Origin of the sequence: Actinomadura sp. NBRC 104412 (genome assembly GCF_030269515.1) — a bacterium.
Taxonomy (GTDB): domain Bacteria; phylum Actinomycetota; class Actinomycetes; order Streptosporangiales; family Streptosporangiaceae; genus Spirillospora.
The window spans coordinates 220,038-232,216 of sequence record NZ_BSTM01000002.1 but is presented as its reverse complement, the minus strand read 5'-3'; the positions used below and the strand labels follow the sequence as shown (position 1 = coordinate 232,216).

Here is a 12,179-nt window from a genome sequence, read left to right as displayed (position 1 = left end):
CGGGTAGGGGCTCCGCCCCTACAACCCCGGCAGGGGGCTCCGCCCCCTGCACCCCCGTTGGGGCTGTGACATATGTGGAGGGCGACCCCCCACACCCCCCGCTGCGGGGCCAGCGATCCCCGCCGCTCGCCTTGACGGCTCGCAACGGTGCCCACTGACCCCGGGTAGGGGCTCCGCCCCTACAACCCCGGCAGGGGGCTCCGCCCCCTGCACCCCCGTTGGGGCTTCGCCCCTTGCCCCCGTTGGGGGCTTCGCCCCCTTGGGACTTTGCCCCTTGCCCCGTTTCCGGCGGCATTAGCCTTTCGGGGTTTTGATTTTGACCTCGCGGGGGCGCCCTCACACCCCGATGCGGGAGCTCCGCCCCGCGCCCCGCAGCCTGGACACGCCTCCGGGTAGGCACTCTGCCTCGGCTTCGGGCAAGGACTCCGTTCCCGACCACCCCTGTAAAAGGATGGGTTACTTGTGAAGGCGGTCCGTAACGCCGGGGGCGCGATGCGCCTTCGCTTGTTTCTTGCTGCGGCGTGGCCTCGGTGGGGACGGGGTTTCGCCCCTGCCGCTTGGGGCGGGTTCGTGCCCGGCGGCTTTGTGGGGGACGTTCGATCGGGGGTTTGGGGGCTATCCGGTTTTTCTGGCTCGGCGGCGGTGGGCCAGTTCGTCGTGGGGGTGGTCGCCGGGTGCGTCCAGGTCGCTCGCCGCGCGTTCGGCGGGGAGTTCGGCGAGGCTGCCCTCCACCTCCTGCCAGACCCGGCCCAGGGCTATGCCGAAGACGCCCTGGCCGCCTTGGAGGAGGTCGACCACCTCGTCGGGCGAGGTGCACTCGTAGACGCTCACGCCGTCGCTCATGAGGGTGATCTGAGCGAGGTCGCGGACGCCTCGGTCGCGCAGGTGCGTCACCGCGGTACGGATCTGCTGGAGCGAGACCCCGGTGTCGAGCAGCCGCTTCACGACCTTGAGCACCAGGATGTCGCGGAAGCTGTAGAGGCGCTGGCTGCCCGAGCCCTGGGCGGAGCGCACGCTGGGCTCCACCAGCTTGGTACGGGCCCAGTAGTCCAGCTGCCGGTAGGTGATCCCCGCGGCGGCGCAGGCCGTCGGGCCGCGGTAGCCCACGTCCTCGGGCGGCGCCGACACCTCGGTGTCGAAGAGCAGGCCCTGCTCTCCGGCGCGCCGAGACGCCACGTGCCTATCGGGGGTCGCCTTGCCCTCGCCGCTGCTCACCGCCACGCGGACCTCCGGCTTCTATCAGCCCGCGGTGCCTCGTCAAGGGGGTTTGACGAACGAGTCCACGGGTGTTCCACCAGCACGGTAGGTGCCGGTCAGGGTCGGGTCAACGTTCACGGTCGGCGCGTCGCATGCCCGGATGAACCGGCTTCACGTGGGCAAACTGCGCGCCTACCCGCCACTTGGACCCGTACCCCCGATCACGCGGCGCAACTCTTGCCGTTCTCGACCTAGAGTACCGGATTGACCGATTCGGTCGGCCCGATTCGAGTGCCGGGGGGTGGAGACGGCCTCAGCCGGCGCGGCCGAAGTCCTCCGGGGAGATCGTGTCCAGGAACTCCCGGAACTTCTCGACCTCGTCCTCCTGCTCGTCCGGAATCGCGACCCCGGCCTCCTCCAGCACGTCCTCGCTCGCGAAGATGGTGGCGCCGGTGCGCAGCGCCAGCGCGATCGAGTCGGACGGGCGGGCGCTCACCTCCACGCCGTTGGAGAAGATCAGGTCTGCGTAGAAGATGCCCTCGCGCAGCGCCGTGATGTTGACGGTGCGCAGTTGGACGCTCAGCGCCTCCAGCACGTCCCTGAACAGGTCGTGGGTGAGCGGGCGGGCCGGCAGCACCCCCTGCTGGGCGAAGGCGATCGCGGTCGCCTCGACCGCCCCGATCCAGATCGGGAGGTAACGGTCACCCTCCGTCTCCTTCAACAGGACGATCGGCTGATTGGAGGGCATCTCGACCCGGACGCCGACGACCTCCATCTGCTTCACTGCGGCTCCCTGCTGGTCCTCGCTGTCTCGATCACCGTGCCCGGACCTTTGATCCAACCCTTGCGGCCCTGACCGAACCCTGTAGCCAACGTACACCCAGGGTCGGACCACACGTCGAGGCGACCGTCCTTGAAATACCTTCCGGACCCCGACATCAGGGGTCGAGGCTTTCCCGCAGCCCGGCGGAGACCAGGGCGGCGTGGAGCCGCACGGCCAGCGCGGCGATCTCCCTCGCGGTCCGCGCGGCCTCCTCGTGCGCGCCGGGGCTACGGCGGCGCAACTGCGGCGCCACGACCTGGTCGATCATCCCGACCTGCCGGTCGGCGGCGGCCTTCAGCGCGCGCAGGTGCCGGACCTCGAAGCCGAACTCGCCCAGCGCGGCGGCGGTACGCGCCACGGTGAGGGCCTCGCCCTCGTAGTGGCCGTTGTTCCCGCCCGTGCGGCGCACCAGGCCGTACTCCTCCAGACTGGCGAGCAGCTCGGCGTCGATGCCCGCGCCGTCCAGCAACTGGCGGCGGGTGAGCCGGACCGGGGCGGGCTCCTCGGCGGTCGTGTCGGCCGCCACCAGCGTGCGCGGGCGCCGGGTCCCGTTCCCGTTCTGGGACGCGGGCCGCGCGCCGGGCGGCGGGACGGGCTCGCCCCGGTCGAGGGCCTGCAAACGCTGCCGGATGACCCGCAGTGGCAGGTAGTGGTCGCGCTGGCAGGTGAGGATGTAACGGAGCCGGTCCACGTCGGCGTCGCTGAACTTGCGGTAGCCGGACGGGCTGCGCTGCGGTTCGATCAGGCCCTCGGACTCCAGGAACCGGATCTTGGAGATGGTGATGTCCGGGAAGTCGCCCTTGAGCAGTGCCAGGACATCCCCGATGGTCATCAGGGCCGCTGCCGCCCGCGCGCTCATGACCGCCCCGCCCATCCGAGGGAACGGGCTGCGATCCCCCGCCCCATCTGAGGGGACGATCCACCAGCAAGAACAGGCGACACCACGCTCTCGCTGCGCCCGGTCATGATGCTCCGCCCCATCTGGGGGGGCGACCCCCCAGACCCCCCGGCAACAACAGGAGACATCACGCCCTCGCTGCGCCCGGTCATGATGCTCCGCCCCATCTGGGGGGGCGACCCCCCAGACCCCCCGGCAACAACAGGAGACATCACGCCCTCGCTGCGCTCGGTCATGATGCCTCCCCTCGCTGCGTCCCCGTGGCCTGCGCTTTCGTGGCGCGCCGTTTGGCCTGGCGCGTTTGGTGACCTTGCGCGGCGGCTAGTGATGGTGCTGCGGGTTGGTCAGGAAGACCAGGCGGAACTTGCCGATCTGCACCTCGTCGCCGCCGGACAGGCCGGCCTGGTCGATGCGCTGGCGGTTGACGTAGGTGCCGTTGAGGCTGCCCACGTCGCGGACGGAGAAACCGCCGCCCTCGCGGGCGAACTCCGCGTGGTGGCGGGAGACGGTGACGTCGTCGAGGAAGATGTGGCTTTCGGGGTGCCGGCCGACCGAGACCCGGTCGCGGTCGAGCAGGAAGCGGCTGCCGGCGTTGGGGCCGCGCTTGACCACCAGGAGGGCGGTGCCGGGGGGCAGCGCCTCGACGGCGACCTGGTCGGCGCCGACCTCCTCGCCCTGGTCGACGTCCAGGGCCTCCAGGCCGCCGATGGAGATGGTCGAGGTGGACTCGCCGGGCGACTCCCGGTAGGGGGTGGGCGCGGGGGCGCCCCGCGTCAGCGGGGTGCCGCAGTTGGAGCAGAAGCGGGCATCATCCGGGTTGGCGTGACCGCACTGCGTGCAGTAGACGCTCGGCATCGATCGGCTCGGCCTCCTACCATCGGCGTGCCACCGGACGTTCCCCGCTGCCGCGGAGCCCGTCCTGCGCCACGCGCATCCTGTAACCAACCCACGCCGGGGACCGTCCCCCGACCACGGTCCGACCCGCCGCCTGCCAACACGACGGTTGCCGCAACTTACGCGGGTCGGGCCCGAGGGGTCAACTGAAACGACGCGCCCGGCTGCCCCCAAGCTACCGCCGTCAATGATCGCAGGTCTACGACGCCGCGCGCACGCGGGTCCCATCCCCGCCCGGCGGCGCCGCGCGTAACCCCGTAAAGGAAGCAGCCTACTCGGATCACGGACCCGCCGTGGCCGCGGCGCGCGAACGGTCGAGCCCCAGATGCAGCGCCATCCCCGCCAGGACCGATCCCATCAGGTATCGCTGGACACGCTGCCACATCGGCCGCCGGGCCAGGAACGCCGCGATCGAGCCCGCGCCGAGGACGATGAGGCCGTTGACCGTGATCGCCACGCTGATCTGGGTGAGGCCGAGCAGCAGGCTCTGGACGGCGACGCTGCCGCGGTCGGGGTCGGTGAACTGGGGCAGCAGCGAGACGTACAACACGGCGATCTTGGGGTTGAGCAGGTTGGTGACCAGTCCCATCGTGAACAGCCGGCGCGGCGGGTCGGCGGGCAGGTCGCGGGGCGCGAACCCCGAGCTCCCGCCGGGGCGCAACGCCTGCCAGGCCAGCCAGAGCAGGTAGCCGGCCCCGGCCAGCTTGATCACCGTGTAGACGGCGGGCACCAGCGCGAAGATCGCGGTCAGTCCGGCGGCCGCGGCGGCCACGTACACCAGGAAGCCGGCCGCCACCCCGCCGAGGGAGATCAGGCCCGCCGTGCGGCCCTGGGTCACCGACCGGGACACCAGATAGATCATGTTGGGTCCCGGTGTGAGGACGAGCCCCAGCCCGACGAGGGCGATCCCGGCCAGCGCGGTCGTGGAGACCAATGGACCCCCCGTGGTCGATGTTTCCCGCCCCTTCCGGCGTCCACGTTAGGCGGTGTGACTTCTCGGTGCAATGGGGTAGATTGTTCTCGGTGCAATTCGACTTTCGGCGGGTGGCCGACGCGGTCGCGGCCGACATCGCGGCGGGACGGCTGCGTCCCGGGCAGCGGCTGCCTCCGCAACGGGTCTTCGCGCGCCGCCACGGCATCGCCAACTCGACCGCGACCAGGGTCTACGGGGAGCTGGCCAGGCGTGGTCTGGTGGTCGGCGAGGTGGGGCGGGGGACGTTCGTCCGCGCCGCCGCCCCCGCGCCCTCAGGTCCCGCTCTGGTCGAGCCGTCCACGGCCAGGGTGGATCTGGAACTCAACTACCCGGTGGTGGCCGGGCAGGCGGAGCGACTCGCCGCAGGGTTGGCCCGGTTGCTGCGGCCGGACGTTCTGGAGGCGGCGCTGCGTCCAGTCGGCCCGCCGGGCACTCCCGCCGCCCGCTCCGCCGCAGCGGGTTTCCTGCCGGGACGTGTCGACCCCGAACGCGTCCTGTTCTCCGGGAACGGCCGCCAGGCCATCGCTGGGGCGGTGTCCGCGCTCGTGCCCACGGGGGGCCGCCTCGCCGTGGAGGAGGTCACCTATCCGGTCGTGAAGGCGATCGCGGCCCGCCTGGGGGTCACGCTCGTCCCCGTGGCCACCGACCGGGACGGGCTCCGGCCCGAAGCGCTCGCCGAGGCCCACCGTCGTGCCCCGTTCCAGGCGGTGTACGTCCAGCCGACCCTGCACAACCCGTACGGGACGACGATGCCGCAGGGACGCCGTGCCGCGCTCGCCGCCGTCCTGGACGACCTCGGCCTCATCGCGATCGAGGATGCGACCTGGGCGTTCCTGCACGCGGACGCGCCACCGCCCCTCGCCGCCACCGCCCCCGGCCGGACGATCTTCATCGACAGCCTCTCCAAGCGCCTGTCGCCCGGCCTGACCATCGGCTTCGCCGTCCCGCCCCCGCACCTGGCCGACCGGGTCGCCACGGCGCTGCGCTCGGGAGCATGGACGCCCACCGGGTACGCCCTGGAGGCGGCCACCGGCTGGCTCACCGACGGCAGCGCCGATGCGATCGTGCAGGCCAAGCGTGAGGACGCGCTGGCCAGGCGGCGGATCGCCGCCGCGCGGCTGCCGCAGGACGCCGTCCGTGCCGCGCCGTGCTCGTATTACTGCTGGTGGGAGCTGCCGGCTCCGTGGCGCGCCGAGACGTTCGTCGCGGCCGCGGCCCGGCACGGGATCGCGGTCACGCCGGGCGCCGCGTTCGTGGTCGGACCCGGCCCGGCGGGCGACGGCCGGACGCCCGGCGCGGTGCGCATCGGCCTGGCCTCGCCCCCGCCCGGCGTGCTCGCCGACGCGCTGGGCACGCTCGCCCGCCTCGCCCGTTCTTCGCCCGAGGACACCTGGGACGGCTGAGTCTAGGAGCCGGCGCGCTCGACGACCGCGGCCCACTCCTCCAGGACCTCCTGCGCGGCGTCGTCGTCCGGTCCCTCGGCCCACAGGTGGGTGACGGCCTCCGACGGGTCGGGCAGGACGAGCACCCAGCGCCCGTCGCCCTCCGTCACCCGCACGCCGTCGGTGGTGTCGATGGCCCGGCCGCCCGCCGCCTCCACCACGTGGCGCATCACGCCGCCCTTGGCCGCCCACGCCGTCGGGACCGAGCGCCGCAGCAGGTGCGCCTCGGGGATGCGGCGGTCGATCTGCGAGAGCGTCAGCCGGGTCCTGGCGACCAGGCCGACCAGGCGGACGAACGCGGCGATCCCGTCCACGGTCGCGCCGAACTCCGGCATCAGGAAGCCGCCCCGGCCGTCGCCCGCGAACACGACGTCCGGGCGGGCGGCCGCCTTGGTGAGCACGCTCTGGGACGTGGAGGTCCACTCCACCTGCACCCCGTGGAACCGGCAGACCTGCTCGGCGACCCGGGTCGTGGTCACCGGCAGCGCGACCCGGCCGCCGCGCCGCTCGGCCGCGACCAGGTCCAGCATCACCAGCAGCGCCCGGTCGTCGCCGATCAGCTCGCCGTTCTCGTTCACCAGCGAGATCCGCTCCCCGACCGGGTCGAACCTGACCCCGAACGCGGCCCGCGAGGACGACACCAGCTCCCCCAGCCGCTGGAGGTCGCGCATCCGCTCGGCCAGCGTCTCGGTCGGGTTGGCCTCGTCCAGCCGGTTGTTGCGGGTGAGCACCTCCACCCCGACCTTGCCCAGCAGCGTCGGCAGCACCAGCGAGGCCGTCCCGCCCGCGCAGTCCAGCACGATCTTCAGCCCGGCCTCGCGGACCCCGCTCATGTCGACCCGGCGCAGCAGGTCGCGGGTGTAGGTCTCGATGGTCCTGGCCGGATAGGTCAGCTCGGCGATCTCGCCGGGGAACGCCCGCCGGTACTCCTGCCGCCCGAACACCCGCTCCAGCTTGCGCTGCGCCGCCAGGGACAGGTCGGCGCCGCCGGCGTCCAGGAACATGATGTCGACGCTCTGCGAGTCGCCGGGCGTGGTACGGATGTAGACGCCGCCGACGCAGTCCTCCCGCGCCGTCTCGAACCTGGCCATCGGCAGCGCGCACGCCTCCAGGTCCTGAACGTCGATCGCGGTGGAGGTCAGCGCGCTGATCATCGCGCGCTTGAGGGTGCGGGCGGCGCGCGAGGCGTCGCAGCCGGTCACCACGGCGGCGCCCTTGCGCAGCGTGGTGGCGTACGCGCTGGCCAGCCGGACCGCCAGCTCCGGGGTGATCTCCACGTTGATCAGCCCGGACACCCCGCGCGGCCCGAACAGGGTGCGCTGCCCCCGCGACTCCCAGATCACGCTGGTGTTGACCACCGCGCCGGCCTCGATGGTCTTGAACGGGTACACCTTGACCTGGCTGGACACGTACGCCTCGGCCTCGATCACGCACTCGTCGCCGACGACCGCGCCCTCCTCGACCCGCGCGCCGGTCATGATGTCGGTGTTCTTGCCGATCACGCAGCCGCGCAGGTTGGTGGACGGCGCGATGAACACGTTGTCGTGGACGACGGCGCGGTGCAGGAACGCGCCCTCCTTCACCACCACGTTGCTGCCCAGCACGGTGAACTCGCGCAGCTCCACCCCCGGCTCGACCTTGGCGTAGTCCCCCACGTACAGGGGGCCCTTGAGGACGGCCTCGGCGTCGACCTCGGCGCCCTCCCCGACCCACACGCCCGGCGACAGCTCGAAGCCTTGCAGGTCGACGTCGACGAGGCCGGAGAGCAGGTCGGCCTGCGCCTTCATGTAGCTGGCGTGGGTGCCGACGTCCTCCCAGTAGCAGTCGGCGACGTACCCGTACAGCGGGGCGCCCTCGGCCAGCAGGCCGGGGAACACGTCGCCGGACCAGTCCACCGGCGTGCCCTCGGCGACGCGGCCGAGCACCTCCGGCTCCATGACGTAGATGCCGGTGTTGACGGTGTCCGAGAACACCTGCCCCCAGGTGGGCTTCTCCAGGAAGCGCCGGATGCGGCCCCGCTCGTCGACGATGATGATCCCGAACTCCAGGGGGTTGGGCACCCGCTTGAGCCCGATCGTGACCAGCGCGCCGTTCTCCTCGTGGAACCGCACCATGTCGGTGAGGTCGATGTCGGTGAGCGCGTCCCCCGAGATCACCAGGAAGCGGTCGTCGCGCAGCGCCTCCGCCGCGTTGCGCACGCTGCCCGCCGTGCCCAGCGGAACCTCCTCGGTGGCGTAGCTGAGCGCCATGCCGAGCTCCTCTCCGTCGGCGAAGTAGTTGCGGATCAGCGCCGCGAGGAACTGGACGGTCACCACCGTCTCGGTGAACCCGTGCCGCTTGAGCAGCCGCAGCACATGTTCCATGATCGGCCGGTTGACGAGCGGGAGCAGGGGCTTGGGCTGGTTGGCGGTCATCGGACGCAGCCGCGTCCCCTCCCCGCCCGCCATCACGACGGCCTTCATCTGGGGGTCTCCGCTCCCTTCTGATCGCCTGCCGGGCCGGCCTCCGCCGGGCCCGGCGGCCCGGGGGACGGGGACGCGGCGCGGGCGGCCGTCCACAGCCGCCTGGTCTGCTCCCAGTAGAGGAGGGCCGCCCACCAGTACAGGACCGTCCCCCAGATCGCGAAGGACCAGCCGATCACCTTGGCGGCCGTGGCCACACCGCCGTCGTGGTCGCCCAGCAGCAGCAGCGGGAACGCGTACAGCAGGCACAGCGTGGCGGCCTTGCCGGCGAAGTGCACCGGCAGCGTCCCCGAGTAGCCGAGCCGGCGGATGATCGGGGCGATCGGGACGATCGCCACCTCCCGTCCCACCAGCAGGATCACCAGCCAGAGGGGGATGATGTCGCGGACGGTGAGCCCGATCAGCGTGGCCAGGATGTAGAGCCGGTCGGCGGCCGGGTCCAGCACCACGCCGAGCCTGCTGGTCTGGTCCAGCATCCGGGCGAGCTTGCCGTCGAGCCAGTCGGAGAGGCCGGCGAACACCAGCACGCCCAGCGCCCACCAGTCGGCCTCGATCAGCACCAGCCAGAGGAACAGCGGGACGCCGAACAGCCGCGCGAAGCTCAGGACGTTCGGAACCGTCCAGATCCGGCCCGACACGTACTCGGCCAACGGCGCGGTCCGCTGCTCGCGGCCCGGTTCCGGCGGCCCTCCGACATCAGGACTCACTGACGCGTTCGCCTCCCCTGTCCCCCAATGCCCTTGACCCTACCGTCAGGGTCCGGTGATGCCCGGGGTAGCCTGCGGTGCATGCGATGGACGGTGCACGGAGAGACCTACGTCTATCGCAGTCCCTGGATGAACCTCTGCCTGGCCGACGTGGAGCTGCCCGACGGGCGCCGGCTCGACCACCATCTGGTGCGGGTGCGCAACGCCGCCGGGGTGGTCGCGCTGAACGGCGAGGGGAGGGCGCTGCTCATCTGGCGGCATCGCTTCATCACCGGCCGGTGGGGCTGGGAGATCCCCGGCGGCCGGGTCGAGGAGGGCGAGGAGCCCGAGCGCGCGGCGGCGCGCGAGCTGCTGGAGGAGACGGGCTGGCGTCCCGGCCCGCTGCGGCACCTGTTCGACGTCCCGGCCTCGCCCGGCCTGCACGACGGCGTGCACCACCTGTACGCGGCCGACGGCGCGGAGCGCGCCGGGGATCCGACCGACGTGGAGGCGGAACGGATCGAGTGGGTGCCGCTCGCCTCCGTGCCCGCGCTGGCGGCGCGTGGCGAGATCGGCTCCTCCTCCAGCCTCGCCGCGCTGCTCTACCTGCTGGGCGAGAACGGGCGGTAGGCCGCGGCCGCGCCCATGATCGGGTGTGGACGGCGGGGCGGCCGCCGGGTTACGGTCGAGACGAAGATCGCGGGGGCCCGGCGAACCGGGCTGAGATAGCGGCTGGGACGGCCGCTGACCGCTGGAACCTGACCGGGTAATGCCGGCGTAGGGAGAGATCCGGTGATGACCGAGCACGGCTCTGTTCAGCACGCCCGTAAGACGTACCTTCCCGGCTCGCGGGACGACCTGCGGGTGCCCATGCGGGAGGTGCCGCTGAGCGACGGGGGCACGGTGGTGCTGTACGACACCTCCGGCCCGTACACCGACCCCTCGTACGAGGCCGATGTGCGGCGCGGGCTGCCGCCGCTGCGCGAGGCGTGGATCGCCGAGCGCGGCGACACCGCCGAGTACGAGGGCCGCGCCGTCCGTCCCGAGGACGACGGCAGGCGATCGGGGGACCCGTTGCGGAACGAGGCGAGGTTCCGTGACCGCAGACCGCGCAAGGCGACCGGCGGCGCGGTGACGCAGCGCGCCTACGCGATGCGCGGCGAGATCACCCCGGAGATGGAGTTCGCGGCGCTGCGCGAGGGCGTCGAGCCGGAGTTCGTGCGGTCCGAGCTGGCCGCGGGGCGGGCGGTGCTGCCCGCCAACGTCAACCACCCCGAGATCGAGCCGATGGTGATCGGCCGGAACTTCCTGGTGAAGGTGAACGCCAACATCGGCAACTCGGCGGTGGCGTCCTCCATCGAGGACGAGGTGGAGAAGCTGACCTGGGCGATACGGTGGGGCGCCGACACGGTCATGGACCTGTCCACCGGCCGTGACATCCACACCACCCGCGAGTGGATCCTGCGCAACTCGCCGGTCCCGGTCGGCACCGTCCCGCTGTACCAGGCGGTGGAGAAGGTCGGCGGCGACCCGGCCGAGCTGACCTACGAGGTGTTCAGGGACACCGTGATCGAGCAGGCCGAGCAGGGCGTGGACTACATGACCGTGCACGCGGGCGTGCTGCTGCGGTACATCCCGCTGACCGCGCGGCGCAGGACCGGGATCGTGTCCCGGGGCGGTTCGATCATGGCGGCCTGGTGCCTGGCCCACCACCGGGAGAACTTCCTCTACACCCATTTCCGGGAGCTGTGCGAGATCTTCGCCGCCTACGACATCACCTGGTCGCTGGGCGACGGGCTGCGCCCCGGCTCCATCGCCGACGCCAACGACGAGGCGCAGTTCGCCGAGCTGCGCACGCAGGGCGAGCTCACCGCGATCGCGGCCGAGTACGGCACCCAGGTCATGAACGAGGGCCCGGGCCACGTCCCGATGCACAAGATCAAGGAGAACGTGGACCTGCAGCAGGAGCTGTGCGGCGGCGCGCCGTTCTACACCCTCGGCCCGCTCACCACCGACATCGCGCCCGGGTACGACCACATCACCTCGGCGATCGGCGCCGCGATGATCGGCTGGCACGGCACCGCGATGCTCTGCTACGTCACGCCCAAGGAGCATCTGGGGCTGCCGGACCGGGAGGACGTCAAGGCCGGCATGATCGCGTACAGGATCGCCGCGCATGCCGCCGACGTGGCCAAGGGGCATCCGGGCGCCCAGGCGTGGGACGACGCGCTGTCGGACGCCCGGTTCGAGTTCCGCTGGGAGGACCAGTTCAACCTGGCGCTGGACCCGGAGACGGCCCGCTCGTTCCATGACGAGACGCTGCCGGCCGAGCCCGCCAAGACCGCGCACTTCTGCTCGATGTGCGGCCCGCACTTCTGCGCCATGAAGATCACGCAGGATGTGCGCGCGTACGCGGCGGCGCGCGACCTGGACGAGCGCGAGGCGCTCGAAGAAGGGATGCGGGCGAAGGCCGCCGAGTTCACCGCGTCCGGCGGGCGGATCTACCTGCCGGTGACGTCCGCGGACTCCTGAGCCGTCCGTGACACGGTGGGGGGCGACCCCCCACACCCCCCGGTGCGGGGCCAACGGCGCCCGCCGCTCGCCTTGACGGCTCGCGGCGGTGACCGCTGACCCCGGTAGGGAGGCCGCCGCCACGCCTCCGCGAGGGGACGTGGCGGCGGCCCGGGAACGTGGCCGGGTCCGGCCTGCGGCGCCCGTACCGCCACCCATCGTCCTGCCGGAACGACGCATCGTGACGATCGTCCCCCATGCCGATCTCTTCTGCCCGGGACGGCTACGCGAAC

The 12,179-nt window shown here is 72.2% G+C and carries 10 protein-coding genes and 1 riboswitch; of the genes, 3 read left to right on the top strand and 7 right to left on the bottom strand.

The window, feature by feature from the left end:
- Positions 1–615: 615 nt before the first annotated feature.
- The 5 genes from QSK21_RS03500 to QSK21_RS03480 form a co-directional block, all read right to left on the bottom strand.
- Positions 616–1,221, bottom strand: coding sequence for a MerR family transcriptional regulator (locus QSK21_RS03500; protein WP_285693693.1), 606 nt, complete (start codon positions 1,219–1,221; stop codon positions 616–618).
- Positions 1,222–1,510: 289 nt separating this feature from the next.
- On the bottom strand, positions 1,511–1,981 hold the full coding sequence (locus QSK21_RS03495; RefSeq protein ID WP_285693692.1) for a bifunctional nuclease family protein: 471 nt from the start codon (positions 1,979–1,981) through the stop codon (positions 1,511–1,513).
- Between the two features lie 154 nt (positions 1,982–2,135).
- Positions 2,136–2,879 (bottom strand): transcriptional regulator FtsR, encoded by a 744-nt coding sequence (gene ftsR, locus QSK21_RS03490; protein ID WP_285693690.1) that lies wholly within the window; start codon positions 2,877–2,879, stop codon positions 2,136–2,138.
- 360 nt (positions 2,880–3,239) lie between these two features.
- The gene (locus QSK21_RS03485) at positions 3,240–3,773 is read right to left on the bottom strand and encodes an FHA domain-containing protein (RefSeq protein WP_285693689.1); all 534 of its coding nucleotides are present in this window, start codon (positions 3,771–3,773) and stop codon (positions 3,240–3,242) included.
- 319 nt (positions 3,774–4,092) lie between these two features.
- Positions 4,093–4,746, bottom strand: a complete 654-nt coding sequence (locus QSK21_RS03480) for a LysE family translocator (protein WP_285693688.1) — start codon at positions 4,744–4,746, stop codon at positions 4,093–4,095.
- Positions 4,747–4,835: 89 nt separating this feature from the next.
- Between QSK21_RS03480 and QSK21_RS03475 the strand changes: the two genes are divergently transcribed.
- Positions 4,836–6,188, top strand: a complete 1,353-nt coding sequence (locus tag QSK21_RS03475; RefSeq protein ID WP_285693687.1) for an aminotransferase-like domain-containing protein — start codon at positions 4,836–4,838, stop codon at positions 6,186–6,188.
- Positions 6,189–6,190: 2 nt separating this feature from the next.
- Here the strand turns inward: QSK21_RS03475 and QSK21_RS03470 are convergent, their stop codons facing one another.
- On the bottom strand, positions 6,191–8,689 hold the full coding sequence (locus QSK21_RS03470; RefSeq protein ID WP_285693686.1) for a mannose-1-phosphate guanyltransferase: 2,499 nt from the start codon (positions 8,687–8,689) through the stop codon (positions 6,191–6,193).
- Positions 8,686–9,339 (bottom strand): cardiolipin synthase ClsA, encoded by a 654-nt coding sequence (clsA, locus tag QSK21_RS03465; RefSeq protein WP_285693896.1) that lies wholly within the window; start codon positions 9,337–9,339, stop codon positions 8,686–8,688. Before clsA ends, QSK21_RS03470 begins: the two co-directional genes overlap by 4 nt.
- Before the next feature lie 138 nt (positions 9,340–9,477).
- Between clsA and QSK21_RS03460 the strand changes: the two genes are divergently transcribed.
- Entirely contained in the window at positions 9,478–10,005 is a 528-nt protein-coding gene (locus tag QSK21_RS03460) for an NUDIX hydrolase (RefSeq protein WP_285693684.1), read from the top strand.
- A 59-nt stretch (positions 10,006–10,064) separates the two neighbouring features.
- Positions 10,065–10,176: riboswitch (TPP riboswitch) on the top strand.
- Positions 10,171–11,907 (top strand): phosphomethylpyrimidine synthase ThiC, encoded by a 1,737-nt coding sequence (gene thiC / locus QSK21_RS03455; RefSeq protein ID WP_285693683.1) that lies wholly within the window; start codon positions 10,171–10,173, stop codon positions 11,905–11,907. (Overlaps the previous riboswitch by 6 nt.)
- Positions 11,908–12,179 lie beyond the last annotated feature (272 nt).